The sequence below is a fragment of the Microbacterium sp. 22303 genome (assembly GCF_052045265.1).
Classification (GTDB): Bacteria; Actinomycetota; Actinomycetes; order Actinomycetales; family Microbacteriaceae; genus Microbacterium.
Genome location: NZ_JBQEOQ010000004.1, coordinates 460,810 through 485,349 on the forward strand (window position 1 = coordinate 460,810; position 24,540 = coordinate 485,349).

General features: G+C 70.7%; 23 protein-coding genes. 5 read left to right on the top strand and 18 right to left on the bottom strand.

Going from position 1 to position 24,540, the window contains the following annotated elements; all coding sequences use genetic code 11:
* Positions 1–44: 44 nt before the first annotated feature.
* From ACTJI8_RS14195 to ACTJI8_RS14225, 7 genes are all read right to left on the bottom strand, one after another.
* Entirely contained in the window at positions 45–2,090 is a 2,046-nt protein-coding gene (locus ACTJI8_RS14195; RefSeq protein ID WP_440734058.1) for a hypothetical protein, read from the bottom strand.
* A 97-nt stretch (positions 2,091–2,187) separates the two neighbouring features.
* Positions 2,188–3,162 (bottom strand): hydroxyacid dehydrogenase, encoded by a 975-nt coding sequence (locus tag ACTJI8_RS14200; protein ID WP_440734098.1) that lies wholly within the window; start codon positions 3,160–3,162, stop codon positions 2,188–2,190.
* Between the two features lie 29 nt (positions 3,163–3,191).
* Complete coding sequence (locus ACTJI8_RS14205; RefSeq protein WP_440734059.1) at positions 3,192–4,064, bottom strand: carbohydrate ABC transporter permease; 873 nt, start codon at positions 4,062–4,064, stop codon at positions 3,192–3,194.
* Positions 4,061–5,017 carry a carbohydrate ABC transporter permease gene (locus tag ACTJI8_RS14210; RefSeq protein WP_440734060.1) on the bottom strand — a complete coding sequence of 319 codons (957 nt, stop codon included), beginning with the start codon at positions 5,015–5,017 and terminating at the stop codon, positions 4,061–4,063. The genes ACTJI8_RS14205 and ACTJI8_RS14210 overlap by 4 nt, the downstream gene beginning before the upstream one ends.
* 81 nt (positions 5,018–5,098) lie before the next feature.
* Positions 5,099–6,394: an ABC transporter substrate-binding protein gene (locus tag ACTJI8_RS14215; RefSeq protein WP_440734061.1), complete on the bottom strand. Its 1,296-nt coding sequence runs from the start codon at positions 6,392–6,394 to the stop codon at positions 5,099–5,101.
* A 92-nt stretch (positions 6,395–6,486) separates the two neighbouring features.
* Complete coding sequence (locus ACTJI8_RS14220; RefSeq protein ID WP_440734062.1) at positions 6,487–7,584, bottom strand: substrate-binding domain-containing protein; 1,098 nt, start codon at positions 7,582–7,584, stop codon at positions 6,487–6,489.
* 131 nt (positions 7,585–7,715) lie between these two features.
* A complete protein-coding gene (locus ACTJI8_RS14225; RefSeq protein WP_440734063.1) occupies positions 7,716–8,768 on the bottom strand; it encodes an alpha/beta hydrolase in 1,053 nt (350 codons plus the stop codon).
* A 90-nt stretch (positions 8,769–8,858) separates the two neighbouring features.
* On the opposite strand from ACTJI8_RS14225, the gene ACTJI8_RS14230 reads away from it, so the two are divergent.
* Positions 8,859–9,293 (top strand): hypothetical protein, encoded by a 435-nt coding sequence (locus ACTJI8_RS14230; protein ID WP_440734064.1) that lies wholly within the window; start codon positions 8,859–8,861, stop codon positions 9,291–9,293.
* Positions 9,294–9,346: 53 nt separating this feature from the next.
* On the opposite strand, the gene ACTJI8_RS14235 is transcribed toward ACTJI8_RS14230, so the two are convergent.
* Genes ACTJI8_RS14235 through ACTJI8_RS14250 form a run of 4 tightly spaced genes read right to left on the bottom strand, consistent with a single transcriptional unit; the run spans position 9,347 to position 13,216 of the window.
* Entirely contained in the window at positions 9,347–10,720 is a 1,374-nt protein-coding gene (locus ACTJI8_RS14235; RefSeq protein ID WP_440734065.1) for an FAD-dependent oxidoreductase, read from the bottom strand.
* A 25-nt stretch (positions 10,721–10,745) separates the two neighbouring features.
* Entirely contained in the window at positions 10,746–11,807 is a 1,062-nt protein-coding gene (locus ACTJI8_RS14240; protein WP_440734066.1) for a polyprenyl synthetase family protein, read from the bottom strand.
* Between the two features lie 43 nt (positions 11,808–11,850).
* On the bottom strand, positions 11,851–12,576 hold the full coding sequence (locus ACTJI8_RS14245; RefSeq protein ID WP_440734067.1) for a class I SAM-dependent methyltransferase: 726 nt from the start codon (positions 12,574–12,576) through the stop codon (positions 11,851–11,853).
* Between the two features lie 58 nt (positions 12,577–12,634).
* Positions 12,635–13,216 (bottom strand): hypothetical protein, encoded by a 582-nt coding sequence (locus tag ACTJI8_RS14250; RefSeq protein WP_440734068.1) that lies wholly within the window; start codon positions 13,214–13,216, stop codon positions 12,635–12,637.
* 74 nt (positions 13,217–13,290) lie between these two features.
* On the opposite strand from ACTJI8_RS14250, the gene ACTJI8_RS14255 reads away from it, so the two are divergent.
* Positions 13,291–14,604 (top strand): isochorismate synthase, encoded by a 1,314-nt coding sequence (locus ACTJI8_RS14255; RefSeq protein WP_440734069.1) that lies wholly within the window; start codon positions 13,291–13,293, stop codon positions 14,602–14,604.
* 96 nt (positions 14,605–14,700) lie between these two features.
* Here the strand turns inward: ACTJI8_RS14255 and ACTJI8_RS14260 are convergent, their stop codons facing one another.
* The 3 genes from ACTJI8_RS14260 to ACTJI8_RS14270 form a co-directional block, all read right to left on the bottom strand.
* The gene (locus ACTJI8_RS14260; protein ID WP_440734070.1) at positions 14,701–15,558 is read right to left on the bottom strand and encodes a polyphosphate kinase 2 family protein; all 858 of its coding nucleotides are present in this window, start codon (positions 15,556–15,558) and stop codon (positions 14,701–14,703) included.
* A 63-nt stretch (positions 15,559–15,621) separates the two neighbouring features.
* A complete protein-coding gene (menD, locus tag ACTJI8_RS14265) occupies positions 15,622–17,298 on the bottom strand; it encodes a 2-succinyl-5-enolpyruvyl-6-hydroxy-3-cyclohexene-1-carboxylic-acid synthase (protein WP_440734099.1) in 1,677 nt (558 codons plus the stop codon).
* Positions 17,299–17,339: 41 nt separating this feature from the next.
* Positions 17,340–17,687 carry a PLDc N-terminal domain-containing protein gene (locus tag ACTJI8_RS14270; RefSeq protein WP_440734071.1) on the bottom strand — a complete coding sequence of 116 codons (348 nt, stop codon included), beginning with the start codon at positions 17,685–17,687 and terminating at the stop codon, positions 17,340–17,342.
* Between the two features lie 170 nt (positions 17,688–17,857).
* Here ACTJI8_RS14270 and ACTJI8_RS14275 point away from each other — a divergent pair, with 170 nt between their 5' ends.
* Complete coding sequence (locus tag ACTJI8_RS14275) at positions 17,858–18,154, top strand: DUF4229 domain-containing protein (protein WP_440734072.1); 297 nt, start codon at positions 17,858–17,860, stop codon at positions 18,152–18,154.
* Between the two features lie 38 nt (positions 18,155–18,192).
* On the opposite strand, the gene ACTJI8_RS14280 is transcribed toward ACTJI8_RS14275, so the two are convergent.
* The 3 genes from ACTJI8_RS14280 to ACTJI8_RS14290 are packed head-to-tail and all read right to left on the bottom strand — an operon-like array spanning position 18,193 to position 19,549.
* Entirely contained in the window at positions 18,193–18,837 is a 645-nt protein-coding gene (locus ACTJI8_RS14280; RefSeq protein WP_440734073.1) for a dihydrofolate reductase family protein, read from the bottom strand.
* A 34-nt stretch (positions 18,838–18,871) separates the two neighbouring features.
* Complete coding sequence (locus ACTJI8_RS14285; protein ID WP_440734074.1) at positions 18,872–19,165, bottom strand: DUF4287 domain-containing protein; 294 nt, start codon at positions 19,163–19,165, stop codon at positions 18,872–18,874.
* 27 nt (positions 19,166–19,192) lie between these two features.
* Positions 19,193–19,549, bottom strand: a complete 357-nt coding sequence (locus ACTJI8_RS14290; protein WP_440734075.1) for a cupin domain-containing protein — start codon at positions 19,547–19,549, stop codon at positions 19,193–19,195.
* A gap of 67 nt (positions 19,550–19,616) precedes the next feature.
* Between ACTJI8_RS14290 and ACTJI8_RS14295 the strand changes: the two genes are divergently transcribed.
* Positions 19,617–20,633 (top strand): DUF5937 family protein, encoded by a 1,017-nt coding sequence (locus tag ACTJI8_RS14295; RefSeq protein WP_440734076.1) that lies wholly within the window; start codon positions 19,617–19,619, stop codon positions 20,631–20,633.
* Between the two features lie 3 nt (positions 20,634–20,636).
* Here the strand turns inward: ACTJI8_RS14295 and helR are convergent, their stop codons facing one another.
* Positions 20,637–22,826 carry an RNA polymerase recycling motor ATPase HelR gene (gene helR / locus ACTJI8_RS14300; protein WP_440734100.1) on the bottom strand — a complete coding sequence of 730 codons (2,190 nt, stop codon included), beginning with the start codon at positions 22,824–22,826 and terminating at the stop codon, positions 20,637–20,639.
* A gap of 403 nt (positions 22,827–23,229) precedes the next feature.
* On the opposite strand from helR, the gene ACTJI8_RS14305 reads away from it, so the two are divergent.
* Complete coding sequence (locus ACTJI8_RS14305; protein WP_440734077.1) at positions 23,230–24,516, top strand: M18 family aminopeptidase; 1,287 nt, start codon at positions 23,230–23,232, stop codon at positions 24,514–24,516.
* The last annotated feature ends 24 nt before the right edge of the window (positions 24,517–24,540 follow it).

Sequence of the window (24,540 nt, forward strand, 5' to 3'; positions counted from 1 at the left end):
AGGCATGTTGCGGGGCGACGCCGGCGGCATCGCCCCGCCGTACATCAGCCCTGCCGATGATCGTCGACCGACACCAGCGTGCGCCCGCGGAGCGTGTAGATCACGCCGTCCTCGTCGACGTTGAGGTGGGGGCCGCTGTACCAGCCTCCGTTGATGTCCGCGACGACGACGGTCACCGCGAAGGTGCGCGGGTCGATCCGGAACAGGGTCGTGTCGGACACTCCGTAGACCGCTCCCCTCGCTTCCTTGAGGGCGGCGAATCCGGGGCAGATCGCACTCTGATCCGACGTGTGCACGATGGTCCGGGTCGGACGGTCGATCACGAACAGTGCGCCCTTGATCGTGAGCGCGAACAGGTAGCGGCCCTTGGTCTCCAGCGCCGCGATGCCGTTCGCCGCGCCGGTCTCCAGTCGCCAGAGTTCGGCGCGCGCCATCGGATCCCACGCGACGATCGTGCCGCGCGGTCCCGTCTTCTGGGCGTTGTCGCCGCCAAGGTAGGCGACCCCGTCGACAGTGGCGACCGCGCGCACGAGCTGGACGGCGTCGATCGGATTGACGTCGACCGTGCTGGCCCCGGTCGCCAGGTTGTAGGTCCAGATCGAGCCGCCGCCCTCGGTGTCATCCTGCGCAGCCACGAGCAGCAGGCCGTGTGTCGCATCCCAGTCGGTGTCCAGAGGACGATTCTGCGCCGACGGGCCTGTGGCCACCCGGTGGATGGGTGCCCCGGTGCGCGGATCGTACGACCAGATCCCCTGGCCGCTGTACTGGCCGACGTAGAGCACGCCGTCCACGACGTCGCCGTCCTTGGACTCACCGGGGATGCGCAGGTTCTCGACCGTGCCCGCGGACAGATCGTGCCGCGCGACGCCGCCGTTGCCGCCCACGTAGGCGAAGCCTGCCCCGACCGCGATGCCCATGCAGGTCTGCGCACTCGCCGGGGCCCCGGCCTCGCCGAGGTCGGTCGCCGCCACGAGCGCACCCGAGGCGGCGATCTCTGCGACGAAGCCATAGCCGGACACGGCGACGAGGTCGTCGCCCTGCGCATCCAGGCCCCAGATCTCGCCGAGATCCAGCGATCCGAGGTCGAGCTGGGACAGAGCACCGGTCGACGGCGTCCAGGCGATGACACCGGTCTCGTTGGCGCAGTACACCTGATCGCCGATCGTGGTGAAGCATTTCGCGGTCTTGCCGATCGAGGCGACCAGAGCCGTGACCGAATGGTCGGCGAGCGAGATCGTGGCGAGCTTGGTCGGGTCCGCCGCCCCCGCGGTCGACGCGAGCAGCCGGTCGCCGGAGATGGCGAGGTCGCGCATGCTGGGGTCGCCGATCATCGCCGCGGGCGTGATGTCGGAGAACGTCCGCTGCGCACGGTCGTATGCGTACAGCGCCGCCCTGCTCGCGCTGCCGCCACCGCCCAGGCTGCTGCCGGCGCCGAAGTACACGAACGCGTCGGTGGCGGCGACGGCCCGGGCGAGCGTCGCGGTCGGCGCGGGCACGCCCAGGTTCGTCACGGTGCCGCTCGCCGGGTCGAACTGCCACAGCGCCGGGGCGCCGGCCGAGCCTCCGCCCACGGCGAAGAGGGTCCCGTCCGGGGCCACGGCGAGGTCGCGCACGTCCCGGTCGCCGATCCGCCCGATCGCCTCGGCCGGGGCGTCCAGCGCCGACAGGCTCCAGCGGTACAGGTTGGGCTGCGGGCCCGTCGACTTCTGCAGCACGCCGGCGTACAGGATCCCCCGGTGCTCGTCCAGCGCGAGAGCCTGGATGCTGTAGCCGGTGCCGAGCGTAGTGGAGTGCGCCACCTTGCCGGTCGCGTGGTCCAGGGCGATGATGCCCGCGGGCTCCAGGTTGCGCGAGCCGATGTAGGTCACGCCTCCCGCGGTCACGCCGCTCATCAGCGAATACTGCACGATGCCGGGACCGATCTCGGTGATCCGGGTCGCCGGACGGCCGGCGAACACGCCGGTGGTAGCGCGGGCGTTCGGTGCGGTGCACGCGACCGTCGCGGCGGCGAGGACGCCGCCGAGTCCGGCCATGAGCACGGTGCGGCGGGTGAGGATGCGGGGCGTGGCCCCCTGGGGTGTGATGGTCATCTTCCAAACTCCTTCGTCTTTCGATGCGCTCGGCTTTGAGCAGGGTCCGCGATGCACGCCGCGCGGCCGGCGTCGGATCCGCCTCGATGTCACGACGTCATGCGGTGATCTCCAGATGCTCCGATGCGACGCCGTGGACGATCGGTTCGTCCCGCGCCAGCCGGCGCACCTCTTCGCACACCGTCTCCGCGAGGCGCCCGAGCTCAGCGCCCAGCGATCCGGCCGCGTGCGGGGTGACCAGCACACGATCGGAACTGAGCAGTGGGTGCCTTGTCGGGAGAACCTCGGGGGTCGTCACGTCGAGAATGGCGTACAGGTCGCCGGCCTGGATTCGAGCGGCGAGCGCGTCCTGATCGACCAACTCGCCGCGCGCGGTGTTGATGAGGGTCGCGTCACGCCGCATCAGCCCGATGCGGCGGGCGTCGATGAGATTCAGGGTCGAGGGGAGCGACGGTGCGTGCACCGAGACGACGTCGCTGGTGGCCAGCAGCTCGTCCAGTTCCACGGCGCGCACGCCGAGGGCATCGGCATCGCGCTCACTCAGGTACGGATCGTGCACGACGACATCGAGGTCGTACGCGCGCAGCAGCTCGATGACGAGGCGCCCGATCTTCGATGCGCCGACGATGCCGACGCGCTTGCCGTAGTTGCCGAGCCCCGGGAAGGCCGCTTCGAGGTCGCAGGCCTTCGGATCCCGCCGGTAGCCCGCCGCCATCGGCAGGATCCGCTTGCCAGCGAGCAGAATCATCGCGACGGCGTACTCCGCGACGGGGATCGCGTTGGCGGCGGCCATCGAGCTCACCGCGATCCCGCGGTCGAGGAGCTCCGGGGCGACATACGCCTTGATGCTTCCCGCGGAGTGCAGGACGGCACGCAGATGCGGCGTCGCGTCGAGGACCGCCGGACCGACGAACGGGGACCCCCAGCCGGTCACGAGAACTTCCGCGTCGGCGAGGATCGCCCGCGCCCGCTCCGACTCGAACTCGTCCAACTGCCCAAGGATCTCGGCGATGTCTGCGAGCTCCGCCAGTCGTACCGCCGGGAACACTCGTTCTCTCGCCACGGCGGTCATCGCAAGCGCGACCCGGGGCCGTCCGCGGCTCATTTGACACTCCCGGCCGACAGTCCGGCACGCCAGAACCGCTGCAGCATCAGGAACGCGAGCACGAGGGGAAGTACAGACACGAACGATCCGGCGATCACGAGGGTGGAGAACTCCGGGTTCTGCTGCACCTGGCTCTGCCAGAGCGCGATGCCGACGCTGGAGGGGAACAGATCGCGATTCTGCAGCATGATCAGCGGCAGCATGAAGTTGTTCCAGATGCCGACGAACTGAAACAGCGCGATCGTGACGAATCCGGGCACGAACATCGGAAATCCGACCTGGAGGAAAGTGCGGAAGGGCCCCGCGCCGTCGACCCGAGCTGCCTCGAGGATCTCGGCCGGCAGGTAGCCGTCGCTGAAGACCCGGGCCAGATAGACCCCGAAAGGATTGCAGAGCACGGGGATGATCACGGCCCAGATCGTGTTGGTCGCGCCGGCCGACGCGGCGAGCAAGTACAGCGGGATGACTGTGGCCGTGTTAGGGATGAGCACTCCGACCAGCACGGTGGCGTACAAGGGCCGCTTGCCGCGGAACTCGAACTTGTCGAATGCGTACCCGGCGAGCACCGAGATGAAGCCGCCGACGACGGCTCCGACACCGGCGTACCCGATGCTGTTGCCGAGCCAGCGCAGAAAGATCCCGCCGTCCTGGGCGAACAGACGCTCCAGGTTGGCCGCAAGGGATCCGCCCCAGGCGAAGGCGTCACCCGAATACAGGCCGGTAGCATCCTTCGTCGCTGCGAAGACGAGCCAGAGCAGTGGCAGCACCATGTACGCGGCGCCGATCATCAGCAGGCCGTTGACCGCGGCCTTCGCCGGGACGGAGCGCCCGCGGGTGCGCCGACGTAGGACAGGCGCGAGAGAGGTCATCGGGTGGGCTCCTTCGACGTGAACCGGGTAACGATCCAGGACAGCACGCCGGCGAGCGCGGCCAGGACGATCGAGGCGGCCGCAGCCTGCGGCAGGTTGTTGCGTGTGAAGGCCGCGTCGTATGCCCACATGTTGGGAACCCAGGTGCTGGTCACCGACGTCGTCGCCGAGGCGAGGATCTTCGGCTCCGTGAAGAGCTGCAGGGATCCGATCACGGTGAACAACAGTGCGACACCGAGCGCCGGCCATACCAGCGGGGTCTTGATCGACAGCGCGGTGCGGATCTCGCCGGCGCCATCCATCCGCGCGGCTTCGAGGACCTCGCGGGGGACGGCCTGGAGCGCGGTGAACAGGATGATCACGTTGTAGCCGGCCCACTCCCAGACGGCGATGTTCACCATCGACGGGATGACCAGATGCACGGAGAGGAAGTCGATGCCGACGCCGCCGGAATCGAGCGCCCGCACGATCGGGCTGACTCCGGGTGTGTAGAGGTAGGCCCAGATCAGGGCGGCGATGACGCCAGGCACCGCGTGCGGCAGGAACAGCAGCAGCTGGAAGGTACGGCGGGCGAAGGCGACCGTGGCGTCCAGCAGTAGTGCGAGCAGCAGCGCCACGCACAGCAGCACGGGAACATAGATCACGCAGTACACGGCGAGGCGGCCGAAGCCTTCCACGAACGTGCGCTCCTGGAACAAGTCCAGGTAGTTGCCGAATCCGACGAACTCGGTCGTGGGCTTGCCGAAGCCCAGTCCGTTACGTCGCTGCACGAACACACTCATCGCCAGCGCGTAGACGACCGGCGCGATCATGGTCACCGCGAACAGGGCGAAGAAGGGAATCAGGAAGACCGCGGCGGCCCTGCCCCCGGATCCCGAGATCGATCGACGCGGGCGGGCCGCCCGGGCGTGCTTCACCGGCTCGACCGGGCGGGTGGTGGTCATCGTGGCCATGGGGTGTTCTCCTGTCGGCGGACGGCTGCCGGACCGGATCCGATCCGGCAGCCGTCGCGGGTCACTGCGCTCTGTCGGCGATCACTTCGCGATACTGACGCCGAGCTTGCTCAGCCCGGATACGGTGTCGCTCTGCGTCGTCGCAACGGCGTCGCCGAGGGTCGGGCTGGAGGTCACCGCGTTCTTGAGCGCGGCGCCGGTGATGTCGTAGCTCGGTCCCCACGCCCACGGGCGCAGGCCCTTAGACGACTGGCCGAACACGGCGTAGATGTCGTTGCCGTAGTAAGCGGTCGGCGCCACAGCCTTGGCGACATCGTTCAGACCCGGGTAGGCCAGGTAGGCCGTGCCGACCGCGCCGCGCGCCCTGACCGCCTCGGGCGAGGTGGTGAGCCAGGTCAGGAACGCCGCCGCGGCATCCGCGTTCTTGGAGTTCTTCGTGATGGCGAAGCTCGTCCCGCCGCTCAGCGAGGCGCTGGGCTTGCCGTCCCACGTCGGCGGGACCGCCGCGATCCACTTGCCGGCCTGGCCCGCACCCTCGGTGCGGGTCTTCAGACCCGACGCACTCCACGAGCCGCCGATCCAGCCGGCGACGGCGCCGCTGTTCAGATCCGCCGTCCATTCGTCGCTGAAGCCGAGCTGCCTCTTCACGAGCCCCTCGTCGATCAGCCGCTGCCAGTAGTCGGCGACTTTCTTGGAGGCGGCGTCGTCGATGCCGACCTTCCACGAGCTCTTGCCGGCGTGGAACCACTCAGATCCTGCCTGCCAGGCGAGCGGAGCCAGCTGCGGTTCATTGGTGAAGAAGCTCGCGAGGTAGGAGTCGGGGTGCACGGCCTTCAGCGCGCGCGCCGCCTTCTCGAAGTCCGCCCACGTCTTGGGCACCTGCACGCCCGCATCGGCGAGGAGGTCCTTCCGGTACCACATGACCATCGGCGGGGCATCGTAGGGCAGCGCGTAGTCGGCGCCGGCGAAGGACACCTGACCGCGGACCTCGGGATCGTAGGCGGTGAGCACCTTGCCTGGGACGAGTCCGTCGATGCTCTTCAACTGGTCTGCGGCAACGAAGCCGGGCAGCGCCTGATACTCGATACCGGCGACGTCGGGGCCGGTCCCCGACGAGATCGCCGCGGACAGTTTCGTATATCCGCCATTGGCTCCGTTCGGGATCTCCTCGAACGTGACCGTGATGTCCTTCTGACTGGCGTTGAACGCGGCAGCTACGTCTTTCATGCCGCTCAGGGATGACCAGAACGTGACGTTCCCCTTGGCAGGGCCGTGCGGCGGCGTCACTGCGGGCGCTCCCGATCCGGAGGAACATCCGGCGATCAGGGTGGCGGCGACGACGGCGGCGGCGAACAGGGCGGTTCGGCGCAGGTGCATGATCGGTTCTCCTTCGAATCGGGTCGGGTGCGGGTCGATCTTGACCCGCACCGAACCGTCATTCCAAGGAGAAGACGTTCAAACGAACATTTTCAAACAAGCTCCTGTGGAACGGTGGACTCGCGCACCACCAGCTCCGGCATGAGAACGCTGCGCACGACCGTCCCCGCGTCGCCGCGCGCGCGACGCAGCTGATCGAAGCAGAGGCGCACCCCGGACCGCCCGAGATCGCGCTTCAGCGGCGCCACAGCGGTCAACGGCACCGCAGCGAGCGACGCCACCTCGTCGTCGTAGGCGACGACCGCGATATCCTCCGGAATGCGCAGACCGCGAGCGAGAACGAGCTCGGTGAACGCCATCGAGTCCGCATCGCCCAGCAGCATGACCGCAGTCACCGCGTGCTCGATGCACTGATCCAGGAAGGCACCCAGCCCTGCCACCGCGACGCGTTCGCCGACGAGCGGATCCGAGAGTGCGCCCCGCAGCGCGAAGCCGTCTTCGCCGACCGCGACCATCCCGCGTCGGAACCCCTCGTCGAGACCCGACGCGGTGGCCGACGGGCGGGTGGCCAAGGCAATGCGGCGATGACCCAGCGCCACCAGGTGCCGGATCCCGAGCTCCGCGCCGTAGGCGTGGTCCGAGCGCACCATCGCGAAAAGATCCTGCACGCGATCCTCCGCATCGCGCTCGACGAGGACGATGGGAACCCGCGCATCTCGCAGCACCTGAAGCAGCGACGAATCCGCCTCGAGCGCACCGTGCGGCGTGATGAGCAGACCATCAACGCCGCTCTCCAGCATCCGGCGCGCCTGGCGCAGCTCCTCGTCCGGTGAGTAGTTCGTCGCGCCCACCACCAGCCGGCAGTTCGCCTCGGCCGCCGCTCGACTGGCACCGCGGATGATCTCAGGGAAGTAGTACTCCGTGGTCGGGACGATCATCCCGATCGTCGCGACCGGGCGGGTGCGTCGAGGTCCGTACCCGGCGACGTCCGCGGACTGCTGCTGGGCGACGGCGAGCGATACCGCGCCACCGTGCACCCGCACCAGCAGACCGCGCCGATGCAGATCCTCGACGTCGCGACGCAGCGTCATCGACGTCACGCCGAGCCGTCGCGCGAACCCGGTGTTGACGAGGGATCCGCGCAGCTCCAGCTCGCGCAGGATCGCATCGTGCCGTGCGGCCGCGACCATGACTGCCCCCTCGAACAATGACGAACATTTGCCCACCATGATCCCCGGGCGAGGCCGCCGGGCCAAACCCGCCCACCGCAGTGCCAAGCCCGGACCGGCGGTCGGGGCCCCGCCCACCCGAGGGCTCGGGATCAGTGCGCCGGAGACATGACCTGCGTCCGCGCCGCCGAATCCGCGGCGGCCCATCCGTCGACCCAGTGCCCCAGTCGCGCGTACGCTTCCTCCCGCGCCTCGTGCCGGGACAGGAACACGTCGTGCAGCGCGCCGTCGATGCGCTCGATCGTCACCGAGGGGCCGATCCTCAGCGCGGCGCGGGCGATGTCCTCGACGACCAGCACGCTGTCGGCGCGGGTGAGGTCATCCGACCATGCCGTCGGTACGGCGCTGCGTGCGGACAGCAGCACGCACACGGGAACGTCGATCGCGATCCCCGCGGCGATCGCCGCATGCCCGCCCAGGATCGCGTGCAGCCACCCGGCGTGCACGGCCATCGTCTGCGCCGGCCGCCAGCTGAGATTGACGTCCATCGGATCCGCCGGATCCGCGGCCTCCTGCTGCGCACGCGTGTAGTAGCCCAGGTCGACTTGCGGCGCACGATCGAGCGGGCGGTATTTGGCGCGCAGCCCCACGAGCGGCGTGATCGTCTCCCGCGTGAAGCGCGAGAGCTGGAACTCCAGCCACGGGCTGTTCAGGATCACGGCCGACGCGACGCCGGGATTCCGTGCGGCCCAGAGGCTCAGGATCAGCCCGCCCGTGGAGTGGCCGAGCAAGACCAGCCGGCGCCCGACCGCGCCGGATCCCTCCTGCATCGCGGCGAGCGCGGCGGCGATGTCCTGGTCGTACTCGACGAGATCACCGATGTAGCCCGGGGTCTGGTACTCGCGCAGGCTGCGGCCGTACTTGCGCAGGTCGAGTGCGAAGAAGCGTGCGCCGCGGCCGGTCCAGAACCGTGCGAGCCGCTTCTGGAAGAAGTAGTCCGACCACCCGTGCACGTACAGCACATCGGTGTCGGCGAGCTGCCGGCCATCCCCGAACAGGCGCTGCCAGGCCGTGCGTCGCGGAAGCGCCCGCACCAGGGTCGCGACGATCTCTCCCTCGTCATCGGATCCGAGCGGCAGAGGGAGCTGCTCGAACTCGTCGCCGAGCACGTCGGGCATCCACGTGGCGGAGACGGGGTGGCTCATGGATCCAGAGTATCCGCGCCGTTCGGCGGCGCCTCGGAGCACGCCTCCTCTACGCTGGGCCACATCGACGCGCACTGCTCAGGAGGAATCATGATCCGCACTCGACTGCACCGCTCGATCGCCGGCCTCGCGGCGGTCGCCGCCCTCACCACGGGGGCGTTCGCCCTCGCCGGCTGCTCCGGGGGCGTCGCGCCCGCCACCAGCACGAGCAGCACCCCCGAGACGACCGGCAGCGATATGCTGCCTCCGATCATCGTCGACCTCGGCACGGTCGACGGGACCACGGTGAAGGCGCCCGTCGGCAACACCATCGACCTCACCGGCGACGACAAGGACTTCGCGCACTGGACCGCGGACATCGCGGATGCGAAGGTCGTCGCCTTCGTTCCGGGCAAGGACGACGGATCCGCTCAGTTCAATCCCGGACTCGACGCACTGGCCGAGGGCACCACCAAGGTCACGCTGGACAACAGCGCCTCGGGCGCCCACGTCACCTTCACCGTCGAGGTGACCGCGAAGAAGTAGACCCGGCAGGCGGCCGGGTCACTCCCCGCGGGAGATGCGGGAAAGGACTCGGCTCACTCCCCGCGGGAGATGCGGACCATGTCCTCGCGCGGCACGACCTTGACGCGCGCGCGCTCCTCCGGGGCGCCGAGCGCGACCTCGTGCTCATCGAGCCGGTGCCACCCGTCGAGGTCGGTCCAGCGCACGTCGCGCTCGGCGAGCAGAGCAGGGATCGCCTCTTCGGACGGATCCTCCGGCTGCCACCAGGAACCCTGGTCGTTGATGAGGTGACGCACGGTCTCCATGGCGTCGGACTTGGTGTGCCCGATGAGGCCCACGGGACCGCGCTTGATCCAGCCGGTGGCGTAGATGCCGGGCACTCGCTGGTTGGAGTCCTTCGCGAGCACCTGGCCCTCGCGGTTGGGGATCACGCCGTGCTTCTTGTCGAAGGGCACGCCGTCCAGCGGCGAGCCGAAGTATCCGACCGCGCGGTACAGCGCCTGGATCGGCACCTCGCGCATCTCTCCGGTGCCGACCGCGCCGCCCGTGCCGTCCGGCTTCGTGCGCTCGTAGACGAGCGCCGCGACGCGACCGTTCTCGTCGGCCTTGACCTCGACGGGCCGCGCCCAGAAGTGCAGGTGCAGACGGCGCGACGCGGTGCCGCCGGCGTTGTTCACCGAATCGCGCTTGCGCCAGGCCTGCAGCACCCGGTCGATGACCATGACCTGCTTGTTGCTGGCGATCGCGTCGCGGGAGGCGTCGTCGTATTCGAAGTCCTCGTCGTAGACGACCATGTCGACGTCGCGCAGCTCGCCGAGCTCGCGCAGCTCGAGCGGGGTGAACTTCACCTGCGCCGGGCCACGGCGTCCGAACACGTGCACATCGGTGACGGCGCTCGACTTCATGCCCTCGTAGACGTTCGCCGGCACCTCCGTGACCAGCAGGTCCTCGGCGTGCTTGGCGAGCATGCGCGACACGTCGAGCGCCACGTTGCCGTTGCCGATGACGGCGACCGATGCCGCGTCCAGCGGCCACTCCCGCGGCACGTCGGGGTGCCCGTCGAACCAGCTCACGTAGTCGGCGGCGCCGTAGGATCCGACCGCGTCGATCCCGGGGATGTCCATGCCGGTGTCGCGGCGGGCTCCGGTCGCGAAGATCACCGCGTTGTAGTGCCGCTTCAGGTCCTCGAGCGTGATGTCGGTGCCGAAGTTCACGTTGCCGAACAGGCGGATGTCGCCGCGATCCAGCACGTCGCGCAGGGCTGTGATGATGCCCTTGATGCGCGGATGGTCGGGGGCGACGCCGTAGCGCACCAGGCCGTACGGCGCGGGCAGCTGCTCGAACAGGTCGATCGAGACGTCGAAGCGCCGTTCGGCCTTCAGCAGGAGGTCGGCGGCGTAGATGCCGGCGGGGCCGGCTCCGACGATGGCAAGCCTGAGCTTTGTCATGGTGGTTCCTTTCGGCAGCAGGACGTCAGCTGCTGCGGTCCGCGAGCGACTCCGCGAACCGGGTCAGCGCATCGCGCACGGGGCCCTTGGGCAGCACGGAGAGCTCGTCGATCGCGCCCTGGGTCCAGCTGCGGGCGAGGTCGAGGGTCTTCCGGGTGACGGCGTGGTCGCGCAGGCGCGCGAGGGCGTCATCGAGGATCGCCGGATCCTCGCCCGCGGCGATCCGCTGCACGCCGGCATCGATCTCCGCGGCGAGCGCTGTGGATTCCGGATCCGTCTCGACGCTCAGCAGCAGAGAGGGCATGGTGGGAACGCCCGCACGCAGATCCGTGCCCGGAACCTTGCCGGTGTCCTCGGGCTTCGCCGACAGGTCGATCACATCGTCGAGCAGCTGGAAGGCAACGCCGACCTTCTCGCCGTAGTTGCGCAGCGGCACCTCGTATTCGGCGGGGGCGCCAGAGAAGATGGCACCGGCCTGCGTGGCTGCGGCGATGAGGGATCCGGTCTTGTCGGCGAGCACCTGGATGTAGAACTCGACAGGGTCGTCATCCTCCTGCGGGCCCACCGTCTCATGCATCTGCCCGAGCACGAGACGCTCGAAGGTGTCGGCCTGCAGACGGATCGCGCGGTCGCCGTGGCGCGACATGAGCTGACTCGCCCGGGAGAACAGCAGGTCTCCGGTGAGGATCGCGATGTTATTGCCCCACACGGTCTGCGCAGCCGGCACACCACGGCGGCGGTCCGCGCCGTCCATGACGTCGTCGTGATAGAGCGAGCCGAGGTGCGTCATCTCCAGGGCCTTGGCGATGTCGATGACCGCGGGCACGTTTCCTGCGCCGAGCTGCGCGGTGAGCAGCGACAGCACGGGGCGCACGCGCTTGCCGCCCGCCTCGTAGAGGTAGCGGCTCGGGGCGTCGGCGATCGAGTCGGCGATGCGCAGGTCGACCGCGAGGCCCTCTTCGACGAGATCGAGACCGGCCTCGACCTCGCGGGCGAGCTTGCGCGCGGCGGGGCCGACGAACACGCGGTCGCTGAAACCGAGACGGCTCGCGAGGCGCGAACCCGTGGCGGCGGGGCTCGAAGTCACGTCGTCCAGCCTACCTGGGCGCGCACCGTACCCGGTTCCCGCGTCACGCCTTCGGCTTGCGAGCGCGGTGCAGCGCCACGATCCCGAAGGACAGGTTGCGCCAGGCCACGTCGATCCAGCCCGCTTCGCGCAGCCAGCCGGCGAGGGTGCGCTGATCGGGCCAGGCGCGGATCGACTCGTTGAGGTAGTCGTAGGCCTCGCCGTTGCTGCCGGCGAGGCGGGCCACGCGCGGCAGCACCTGCGCGTTGTAGACCTTGTAGAACCCGCGCAGCAGCTTCGCCGGCGGCGTGGAGAACTCATTGATCACGACGCGGCCGCCGGGCCTGGTCACCCGGTACAGCTCGGCGATGGCCTTCTTCGGATCCTGCACATTGCGCAGGCTGTACGACATCGTGACCGCGTCGAAGGTCTCATCGTCGAACGGGAGGTTCGTCGCGTCCGCCTCGACGAAGCTGAGGTTCGGCAGGTCGCCGTGCCGGCGCTTGCCTTCCGCGAGCATCCCCGGGGAGAAATCGGCCGCGACCACCTCGGCGCCGCTGCGGGCGAGCGAGGCCGAGGACGAGGCGGTGCCCGCGCCGAGGTCGAGGATGCGCTCGCCCTTCTTCGGCGCGACCGCGCGCGTCGTCGCCGCCCGCCAGAGAGCGTCGTTGCCGACGGTCATCACCGTGTTGGTGCGGTCGTAGCCGGCCGCGACCTGGTCGAACATGCCGCTGACGCGGGAAGGGTCCTTGCCGAGGTCTGCGCGGTTCGGCCGCTCGTTCGCACTCACCCGTCCAGCCTACGCGGGCAGAGCCGTGCGCATGCCGGGCGGCGGACGTCGCCCGCTGCTACCGACGTGGCACCAGCGCGAGCGCTTCGAGCCGGTCCAGCCAGACGTCGGCCGAGGCGTCGTCGAACGGTGGCAGCTGCGCACGCACCCGCTCTGCGAGGTCGGCCGCGAGCGACTCCAGGTGCCGCTGCACGTCGGCGGGATAGCCGTACTGCACGCGGTGCTCGTCCCACTCGTCCTCGTCGTCGATCCACGTGCCGCGCTCGCCGTCGACGCGCACGACGTCGAGGTCCATGTCGATACCTGTGAAGAGCACGGGCGCTTCGCCCGCCTGCGGTCCGCCCGCGGGCTCGGCGTGCACGTCCCACGCGAGGTCGATGTAGATGCGCATTCCCTTGGGGTGGTCGCGGTTCACCGTGAGGGCGTAGTCGCCGCTCGGCGGCACGAGCGTCACGTTGGGCGCCGCCGCGGTGAAGGTGCGCCCCGGGCGTTCACTCCCCCAGCCGGCGGGCTGACCGACCCAGTCGCCCCATTCGTCCGCACCCAGGTAGACGCATTCGTGGCGCCAGTGCGGGGAGCCGTCCCACTTGCGCCACTGGAAGACGATCTCGGTTCCGGGTGCAGGACGTTCGGCGATCACGGTGCCACTCTATGTCGCGCCTCGGACGCTGCGCAGGGCGCAGCGACGCTTCCGGCACGCAATAGGCTGGTTCCGTGAGTGCCGGCCTGGTCGTTCAGACGCGAGAGTTCGACCTCGCCGATGACCTGCTCGCCTATGCCGATCCAGTGGATCCGCGCGCGTGGTTGCGCCGCGGCGACGGGATCGTCGCCGTCGGATCCGAGACCGCGCGCGTCGTGCGCGTCGCCGCCGGTTCCGAGCCGCGCACCGCCGCTCTCAGTCGCGCGTGGGACGGCATCCGCTCCTCGGCCCGCATCGACGACGCCGTGCGCCTGCCCGGCACCGGTCTTGTCGCGTTCGCGGCCCTGGTGTTCGACGAGGGCTCCGCCGCTGACAGCGTGCTCATCGTGCCGCGCACCGTGATCGGACGACGCGGCGGACGCACCTGGATCACCCGCATCCTCGATGCTGGCGATGCCGTGAACGGCAATCCCGACGACAGCGATCGATCCACCGACGGACTGGACGCCGACGCCGCCCCGGGGCCGACGGCCCTCGGCCCGCACTGGGCGGGCACGCTCGGTCCCGGCGCGCAGTCAGCGCAGGGCTACCAGGCCTCGGTGCGACGGGCGCTGGCGGCGATCGCCGACGCCCGCTACGGCAAGGTCGTGCTCGCGCGCGATCTGGTCGGCACGGTGCCGGCCGGATCCGACCTGCGCCGCCTGGTGCGCGCGCTCAGCACCGAGTACCCCGACACGTGGGCGTTCGCCGTGGACGGCCTCATCGGTGCGAGCCCGGAGACCCTCGTCACGGCGCAGGACGGCGTGGTCACCGCCCGCGTGCTGGCCGGGACGACCGCCCGCGGCGCCGACGCGGTGACCGACGCCCGTGCCGCGGCCTCCCTGGCGGACAGCCCCAAGGACAACGACGAACACGCGTTCGCGGTGCGCAGCGTCGTGGCCTCGCTTGCCCCGCACACCACGGCGCTCGACGCCGAGGGCGGCCCGTTCATCCTGGAGCTGCCGAACCTGTTCCACCTCGCGACCGATGTGCGCGCGCGGCTCAGCGACGGCGCGTCCGCGCTGGACCTCGCGGCCGCGCTGCACCCGACGGCCGCCGTCGCCGGCACCCCGACCGATGCCGCGATCGCCGCGATCCGCGAGCTCGAGCCCTTCGACCGCGGGCGCTACGCCGGCCCGGTCGGATGGATCGACGCGCACGGCAACGGCGAGTGGGCGATCGCGCTGCGGTGCGCGCAGTTCGACGTGACCGGATCCGGATCCGATCTCGAGGCGCCGATCCCGCTTACGGCCTATGCCGGAGCAGGGATCGTGGCCGGCAGCGACCCCGAGGCGGAGCTGCTGGAGACCCGGGTGAAGTTCCGCCCGATCGTCGACGCCCTGGCCTGAGCCAGAGCCGGGGTCGGACTTTCAAAGCGCGCGAATTGCGGTTTCCGGCCGCTGATTGCGACCATTTGCGCACTTCGAGAACAGAGCGAGCGCCGCTCAGCTCGCGGCGAGGCGCTTGCGTTCGGCCTCGACGTCGTAGTCGGCGACGGGCCACTGCGGGTCGATGTCCTCGAGCGCGGCGAGCAGCAGCTCCTGCACGGCGAGGCGCGCGTACCACTTGCGGTTCGCAGGGATCACGTACCAGGGCGCGTCGTCGGTGGAGGTGCGCTCGAAGACGGTGTCGTACGCGGCCATGTAGTCATCCCAGAGCAGGCGCTCGTCGGTGTCGCCCGGGTTGAACTTCCAGTGCTTCTCGGGACGCTCCAGCCGCTCCATGAGGCGCTGCTTCTGCTCATCGCGGGAGATGTGCAGCATGACCTTGATGATGCGCGTTCCGGAGTCGACCACGCGCTTCTCGAAGTCGACGATCGCCCCGTAGCGGCGCTCGATCTCCTCGGCGGGCGCGAGCGAGCGCACCCGCCCGATGAGCACGTCCTCATAATGCGAGCGGTCGAACACACCGATCTTGCCCTCGGCCGGCAGCCGCTTCTCGATGCGCCAGAGGAAGTCGTGCTGCAACTCCTCGGCGGTCGGCGCCTTGAACGCGGCCAGCTCGATGCCCTGCGGATCCACGCCTCCGACGACATGCCGGACGATCCCGCCCTTGCCCGCCGAGTCCATCGCCTGCAGGACCAGCAGGACGCTGGCCTGCGCCTCGCCCACCGCGGAGCGCGCGAACAGCCGCTCCTGCAGGTCGTCGAGCGCGGCGAGCCCGGTGGCCAGCGACTCGGCGCCGTCCGCCTTGCGGCCCTGGTACCCGGGCGTGGACTCGGGATCGACTGCGGCGAGGCCGGCGGACGTGACGCGGAGGACATCGGCGGCCGGGGCGGTCCACCCGGCGGAGTGCTGGCTCATGTCCCCATGATGCCGCATCGGTACGGCGCCGATCGGGCCCGCTCGCTGCGGCGCGCCGGGGGCTCAGCGTGCGAGCGGCACCTCGATCAGCTGCGGACCGGCGATCTCTGCAGCGAGAGCGTGCGCCAGCTCGGCGACGCCGTCGGCGCGCACGTACGTCCAGCCGTAGGCGGCGGCGAGCGGCGCCAGCGCGACGGCCTGCGGCGTGTAGAAGGCGCGGTCGAGGTCCTCGGCCGCGGCGGTGCCCGCGACCTCGAGACCGTCGAAGATCGTGCCCCCGCCGTCGTTGCCGACCACGACCTGGATCCGGGGCGCCGGTTCGTCAGCGGGAATCAGCAGGGATCCGACATCGTGGAGGAGCGAGAGGTCGCCGAGGAGGACCCGGGTGACTCCGGTCCGGCCCGCTCCGGCATCGGCGGTCTGCGCGCGGGCCTGTGCGGCGAGGGTGATGCCGATGCCCGTCGCGATCGTGCCGTCGATGCCGGCGAGCCCGCGATTGGCGTGCACGCGCACGTCCTTACCCGCGAGCGCCTGGTCCGCGACGCGCACGATCCGCGAGGAGCCGAACAGCAGACGGTCATCGGATCCGGTGGCGTCCCACACCGCCCGCACGAGCGCGGTGCGGTCCAGCGCCCCGTCGGGGGCGAGGTCCGCGTGAGTCCCCTCCGCTCGGGTCCAGGCGGCCAGCCACGCGGCGTCCTCGTCCGTACGGGCGGCCGGGACCGCCTCGACCTCGATCGCGCGTGCGTCGACCGTCGCTCCGGACAGGTTCAGCGACTCGCCGCCCCGGGCCACGGCGATGACTTCGACGTCGGTGCGGCGCAGCAGGGCCGCGACCTCACGGCTGAGCGTCGGGTGCCCGAACACGATGACGCGCTCGATCCGGCCGGCCAGCGCCGGCTCGCGCAGCCGCTCCCGGTACGCGGGCACGACGTGATCTCCGAAGCGCGAGCCGCTCACGATCTCCGCGATCAGCGGCCAGCCACCGGTGCGGGAGATCCGCTCGGCGTCCGGGCCGGCGTCGGCTCCGGCGACGACGACGGTGCGCGGACCACGGACGAGACGCAACGGCGCGGTTGGGCCGAGGCGCGGAACGGATCCGCGGTCGGCGCGGAGCGGATCCGGCAGCGTCCCGGACAACGGCTCGCGCACAGGCAGGTTCAGGTGCACCGGGCCGGCTACACCCGCGAGCCCCTCCCCCGTGGCGCCGACGGCGGCGGCGACCGCGTCGGCGGCGAGGTCTGCGAACACCGTCGGGTCCGCTTCGCCCGGCACGGGAGCATCGATGCTCAGCCGCGCCCAGGGGCGGTACATCCCGGGCTGGATCGTGGCCTGGTTCGCCCCGACGCCGCGCAGCTCGGGTGGCCGGTCCGCGGTGAGCAGGATCAGCGGCACGCCCGCGTGGAATGCTTCCATCGCCGCGGGCAGGTAGCCGGCCGCCGCGGTGCCCGAGGTGCAGACGACGACAGCGGGCGCCCCCGACTCCCGGCCGAGGCCGAGGGCGGTGAAGCCGGCGACGCGCTCATCGATCCGCACGTGCACGCGCACGGATCCCGACCGCGCGAGGGCGACGGCGGCGAGCGCGAGTGCCTGCGAGCGCGACCCCGGCGACAGCACGATGTCGCCGACGCCGTGGGCGACGAGGCCCGTCAGCAGGCGCACGGCGGCCTCGGTGGCGGGAGCCCCCTCCTGCCCGGCCGGCGCCGCCGCCGCGGCAGGATCGGGCGCCGCGGAGGGCACGGGGTCCGCGGAGGGGGTGAAACCCGCGGAGGGCGAGGCCGTCACGGGCGCGGGCCGGGAGTGTCGGGGTCGCCGCGATCGTCGAGACGCGACAACTCCTCCTGGAGCTCCCGGATCAGACGCTCCTGCTCGGCAGGGCTGATCCGCGTGGCGGGATCGACGTCATCGAGCGGGAGATAGCGCTCCTGATCCGCGGTGTGCCCGCGCCGGGTGCGCCCGATCGTGAACCACAGCAGGCCGCCGATCACGGGGATGACGACGACGATCGCAATCCAGACGGCTTTGGGCACGCCTCGGTGCCTGCTCGCCGGCTGCACGATGCAGTCGACGATGCTGTACACCCAGAAGACCGCGGCCAGGAAACCGCCGATCACGAGGAAACGTGCCACGACTCCAGTCTAGGCGTGCGGGGGGATGCCGGATCCGGCACGGGCGTCGCCGGAGGACGCGATCCCGTGGCACCGTCCTGCGGCCGCGTCCATGCGGCGCACATCTGATCGAGACGGATGCCATACGCCCCTCACAGCGCATGCCGAACGCACCCTCCTAGACTGAACCTGTGAAACTTCCTCCCCTGCTCGTGTACTCGGTGCTGCGCCTGCTGGCGTTCCTCGTGCCGTTGGGGATCCTGTGGTTCTTCTTCCCGATCTTCCGGGAGTTCTGGTGGCTCGCGGCGCTGTTCGCCGCGCTCATCGGCATCAGCATCTCGCTGCTGTTCCTGCGCAACCCGCTGTCGGACGCCTCCCGCGCGATCTATGAGAAGCGCTCGGCGAAGACCGGATCCGCTCCCTCCGACGAAGACATCGAGGACGCGGACGGGTCCGACGACGCGGAAGGCACCCGCCACGCGGCGTGAGCCGTCGGTCTGGACCGCGGCGTCTCTCGCGCGCAGCCTCAGCCGCGTGCGAAGGTCACGTGCACGACGCCGCTCTCGGCGACCTCGCTCGTGACCGCGTAGTCGTTCTCCAGTCCGCGCAGGTCCGCCCACAGGTTCTTGCCGCGGCCGAGCAGGATCGGCGTGATGCCCACATGCAGGCGGTCGATGAGCCCTGCGGCCAGGAACGAGCGCACCGTGTCGACGCCTCCGCCGATGCGCACGTCCGCGCCGCCGGCCGCCTCGGTCGCGAGGTCGAGCGCCTCCTGCGGTGCGGCGTCGAGGAAGCGGAACTCCGTGCCGTTGGCGAACGAGATCGGCGCCCGGCCGGTGCTGTGCGTCAGCACGAGCACCGGACAGTGGAACGGCGGCTCCTCGCCCCACCAGCCGCGCCACTCCGCGTCATCCGGGAAGTTGTGCAGCCCGAACATCCCGGCGCCCATGATCTCGGCGCCGATGTTCTCGAAGTACTCCGCACCGTAGCGGTCGTCGACCCCCGTGGTGCCGCCGGACGGATCCCCCATGACGCGCTCGCGGAACGTGCGCGTGGCCGTGTACGCGGCCACCAGCCGCCCCCAGTCCTCGCCGAACGGGTTCTCCGCCGTCTGGTCGGTAGTGGTCGCGTATCCGTCGAGGGAGATGTTGAGGTCGGCGCGAACGGCCATGTCGTGTGTCCTTGCTGTCGCGGGTGGGCGGCGCTCAGGCGCCGTGCGGGTTGGAGTCCTTGCCGTCGAGCCAGAGCGTATCGCTCTCGTCGCGGTGCACGCCGTCGGTCCCGACGTGCTTGGTGCTGATCGTGGGGCCCTTGGTGATGACGTGCACGATCGCCATGCCGTGGCCGCGCCCGAGGTCGTACTCGGTCTTCAGCCACTCCAGGATCGGTGTGGCCTTGGTGTCAGGGCCGAAGCCCTGGGCGGCTGCGAGATCGATGATCTGCCGAGGGGTGAGGCCCGTCTTCGTCTCGACGGCGTCGAGATATGCCTGGAAGGACATGTTCTACTCCTTGCGCGGGGATCGCGGTCAGTCGACCACGGTCTGGATGATGACGGCCGAGGCGTGGATGCCGATCAATCGCATTGTGCCGGATCCGACGTTCTCGAAGCGATGCGGCACGAAGGCGGGACCGGTGACCGTGTCTCCCGCGGTCGCGGTGATGATGCGGTCGCCGACGGTGAAGGCGACGTCGCCCTCCAGCACGACCCAGGTCTCGGGGTACGGGTGCCAGTGCAGAAGGGAGCCCTGACCCGGCTGGTTGTCGACGTAGAAGTACGAGACGCCGGCGCCGTGGTCGGCGCCTTCGAAACGACGACCATTGCCGGTGCCGAGGCGGATGTCCGCGGGTGCGACGACTGCGACATCGGGGGCGATGCTGCTCATGATCTGGTCCTCTCGGTGGTGTGATCCCACTCTCGCGAGGTTCTGGTGTGCCCCGTAGAGTTTCGATGTGGATCGAAACATGGAAGGCGTGGAATGGGAGCACCACCACGTCGACTTCCATCTCAGTCCCGGCGACATCCAGGCCGTGCGGTTCGGGATCTCGCCCGGTCATGAGCTCGCGCACGCCGTGCGCGTGCTGCTGCGCCCCGAGCAGTACCCGCTCGCCTGGGGGTGGCTGAAGGACGTCCGCGGCCGGCTGCCGCGGGACGCGTTCGGTGTGCTCGCGCATGTGATCGGCGCCGACGGATACATGCCGGACTTCGTCACATCGACCGCGCGCTGGGATCTCGGGCCCGAGGACGAGCTCGCAGCTCTCCGCGAGGCTCCGCTCGCGGGCATGCGCGTAGACCTCGGCAAGATGGTGGTCCGCTCCTCCGGCCGGCGCCAGCAGGCACTGCGCCGCATGCAGGAACGGCCCGCCCGGGCGCGCTCGATCATCGCCGACGCCTGGGCCGAGGTCTGGGAGAGCACCATGGCACCGGTCTGGCCGCAGCTGGAGCGGATCCTGCGAGCGGACATCGCGGTGCGGTCCCGCACGATCGCGACAGACGGCCTGGCAGCGATGGCATCCGGGATCCACCCGCAGGTGAGCTGGGGCGACGGCTCGGTGCGGGTGCGACTGCGCCGGCACAGCGAGGACGTGGACTGCCGCGGTGGCGGCCTGGTGCTGGTGCCGTCCGTGATGTCGTCGTGGGGCTGCATGGTGATCACCGAGGCGCCCGCCCAGCCGACGCTGTTCTACCCTGCCCGCGGCGTGACCGCGGGTTGGGCCCAGGACGCGGAGGATCTCGTCCGGGCGCTCGAGGCCCTCGTCGGGCCGGTGCGAGCCGGGATCCTGCTCACGGCGCATGTGCCGCGCACCACGACGCGTGTCGCGGAGGAGGCGGGGATCGCCGCATCCACCGCCTCCCACCACCTCACGGTGCTGCGCGACGCGGGCCTGATCGCGAGCACGCGCGACGGCGCCCGCATGCTGCACTTGCGCACCCCGCTCGGGGAAGCGCTGGTCGGTGCCGCGCTCTGATCCTCAGCTGAGGATCACCAGCTCCTGCGTGGCGCGGGTCATCGCGACGTAGCGGTCCACCGCTCCCTCGATACCGTCGCCGAAGGACTCGGGATCCACGAGCACGACGAGGTCGAACTCGAGCCCCTTGGCGGTCGTCGGCGTGCGGAACCGCACCCGCGCGTCCGGGAACGGCCGCTCGTCGCCGATCACGCAGGCGATGCCGTCCTCGTGCGCGGTGAGCCACTCCGCGAGGATCCTGTCCCGCTCGGCGAGCACTGCATACCGCACCGGTATTCCGCTCGCGCGCACCGAGACCGGGACGTTCGCGTCGGGCAGCGCGGCGCGGATCACGGGTTCCGCCACAGCCATGACCTCCTCCGGCGTGCGGTAGTTGATGCGCAGCGACGCGCGCTCGATGCGACGAAGCCCCACCCGCTCGAGCCTCTCGGTCCACGACTCGCCGAACCCGTGTCGGGCCTGTGCGCGGTCGCCGACGATCGTGAGACTCTGCGACGGGACGCGGCGCAGCAGCATCGCCCATTCCGCGTCGCCGAGCTCCTGGGCCTCGTCCACGATCACGTGCGCGAACGGCCCTGCGAGGGCGTCGGGGTCGCGCCGCGGCAGGGCGGCTTCGTCCTGCAGCATCGCGCGCACGCCGGCGCTGTCGTCCCCGAAGAAGAACCCGGTGATCGCACTCTCCTTGTCGTCATCGGCGGCGAGCAATTCGTCCAGCACGCGCTCGCGCTGCTCGCGCTCCTCGGCGGTCACGGCCTCCTGCCGCCGACGCTGCCGAGAGCCTTCCGGATCCCCGGTCAGCGCGCGGGCCGCGTCGAGCAGCGGCAGGTCCTGGCGCGTCCACGCCCTCGGGTCCTCCCGCCGCAGGGCCGCGCGCTCGTCCTCGGCGAGCCAGGGAGCGCAGATCCGCAGGTACGCCGCCGTCGACCACAGGTCGGCGACGACCCCAGCGGGATCCAGCACCGGCCAGGCGGCCACGAACGCGCGCTGCAGCGCGTCGCTCTGCCGCAGGGCGCGATCGAGCCGCCGCGGCGGCACGTCGTCGTCGGCGTTGTCCTCGACGAGCGCGCCGATCAGTGCCTCCCACACGTCGTCCCTGGCGTCGTTGTGCGGCGTACCGGGCTCCGGGGCGTCGAACGCCTCGTCCCACAGCGCCGGCTCCACGATCACGTCGCGCCACGGCGTCTCCACGAGCAGCGGCTCGTTCGGCGCATGCTCGTGGTAGCGGACCGCGGCGGTCACCGCGTCGAGGAGTCGCGCGCCCGACTTCAGCGCTCGCGCGAGCGGATCCTGCTCCTCCGGCGTGCGATCGCCTGCTCTGCCCTCGGGTGCCAGATCCGACAGCGTGCACACCCGGACGCTGTCCTCCCCGAGGCTGGGCAGCACGTCCTCGATGTAGGCGAGGTAGGGCTGGTGCGGCCCGACGAACAGGATCCCGCCATGACTGAGACGCTGCTCGGCATGCATCAGATAGGCGGCGCGGTGCAGCGCGACGACGGTCTTCCCGGTGCCGGGGCCGCCGTCCACGACCAGCGGGTGACGTGAGGATGCGCGGATGATCGCATCCTGGTCCGCCTGGATCGTGCTCAGCACGTCCCGCATCCGCGGCGAGCGCGAGGCGCCGAGGCTGGCGATGAACGCGGACTGGTCGTCGAGCGCGGCCGCACCCTCCGGGCCCTCACCACGGTAGAACGCGGGGTCGAACACCTCGTCCCAGTAGTCGGTGATGCGGCGCGAGGCCCAGCGGTACCGGCGTCGGCTGATCAGGCCCTGCGGATCCGCGTGGGTCGCCGCGAAGAACGGCTCGGCCGCCGGCGCGCGCCAGTCCACGAGCAGCCGTCGTCCTTCGGCATCGGACAGCCCGATGCGCCCGATGTAGACGAACTCGGGCCCGGCGGATCCGGATCCGGGTCCGTCCGCATCGCTGTCACCGGCGACGGCCATGCGCCCGAGGCAGAGGTCGACCCCGAACCGACGCAGAAGTTGCAGGCGCGAGCTCGAGCGGTGGATCTCGAGATCGCGGTCGAGCGCCTCCTGACCGAGCCGGGCGGGGGCAGCGCGCAGTCGCACGAGACGGTCCTCGAGGGCGGCGACCTCCTCGGCGAGGCGGTCGCGGATGGCGATCAGGTGGGCGTCGTCGGCGGCGATCAGGGCCGGATCCGCCTTGCGGGACAGGGCGGGCGGCAGGGCGAAGATCGTCGGCGACCAGGCCGCGGCCGATGCGGCGGCCGGCGGGGTCGTGGTGAGAGTGGTTTCGTGGGTGGATTCAGGGCGCACGGATCCTCCGATTCCTGGGCGAAACCACACAGTCTGCCCCCGCAGGGGGGCCTTGCCGCAAGCCCCACCCCCTCCGGTATCCTGGAAATGCAGGGAGCGGTCCACACGGATCCGCTCCCTTCGTCGTCCGCCCTGTTTCATCCCGCACGTTCAGGTCGCACTCCCTCCGCTCAGGTCGCACTTTCGGCGCGAAAACAGCGCCCGGAAGAGCAGAAATCGCGACCTGAGGCTCGGCCCCGTCCGCTTCGAGCACGGCCCGCGCGGTTACGATCGAAGTGCTCTGCGTCGCTTCGGCTGTCGCGCCCGCCTCGGAAGGATCCGCATGTCCCACGCCGCCTCCGCCCGCACGCATGTCGAGGATCTGGCCGACTTCGTCGCCGCTTCGCCGTCCAGCTACCACGCCGCCGAGGAGGTCGCCCGTCGCCTCGAGGAGCAGGGATTCACCCGTCTCGACGAAACCGAGGCGTGGCCCGCGCAGCCCGGCGGCCGCTTCGTGATCGTGCGCGACGGCGCGGCCATCGCGTGGGTGGTGCCCGCCGGGGCCACCGCCACCGCGCCGACGCACGTGCTCGGCGCGCACACCGACTCCCCCGGGTTCAAGCTCAAGCCGCGTCCGACCACCGGGACCAAGGGCTGGCTCCAGGCCGCCGTCGAGGTGTACGGCGGACCGCTGCTGAACTCGTGGCTCGACCGCGAGCTGCGCCTGGCAGGGCGGCTCGCACTCGCCGATGGCCGGGTCGTGCTCGCCGCGACCGGTGCTCTGCTGCGGCTGCCGCAGCTCGCGATCCACCTCGACCGCGGCGTGAACAACGGTCTCGCGCTCGACAAGCAGAACGAGACCCAGCCGGTGTGGGGGCTGGGCGACCCGCTCGAGGCGGACCTGCTCGCCGAGCTGGCCGACGCCGCGGGGATCGATCCCCGCGAGATCCGCGGCTTCGACGCGGTCGTCGCCGACAGCGCCCGCGGTGCCGTGTTCGGCAAGGACGACGCGTTCTTCGCGAGCGGACGCCTGGACGACCTCGCCTCGGTGCACGCGGGCGTGGTCGCGCTCGGCGAGGTCGCTGCCCACGGCGAGCCTGACGCGATCGCGGTGCTCGCCGCGTTCGACCACGAGGAGCTCGGGTCCGGCTCCCGCTCGGGCGCCGCAGGCCCCATCCTCGAGGACGTGCTGGAGCGCATCTACGCCGGTCTCGGCGCCGACGCCGTCGACGTGCATCGCGCCTACGCGGCGTCGTGGTGCCTGTCCAGCGACGTCGGGCACTCGGTGCACCCCAATTACGCCGGCAAGCACGACCCGGTCGTGCAGCCCGTGCTCGGATCCGGTCCGATCCTGAAGATCAATGCGAACCAGCGCTACGCGACCGACGCCGTGGGCGCCGCCGCCTGGCATCGCTGGTGCGACGCCGCCGGCGTCTTGACCCAGGAGTTCGTCTCCAACAACGACGTGCCCTGCGGATCCACGATCGGCCCGATCACGGCGACCCGCCTCGGGATCCGCACGGTCGACGTCGGCATCCCGATCCTGTCGATGCACTCCGCCCGCGAACTCGCGGGCGTGAGTGACCTGCACGACCTCACCGCCGTCGCGAAGGCCTTCTTCGCCGGCTGAGCCCGCTCGCGTGCCCTGCTCTTC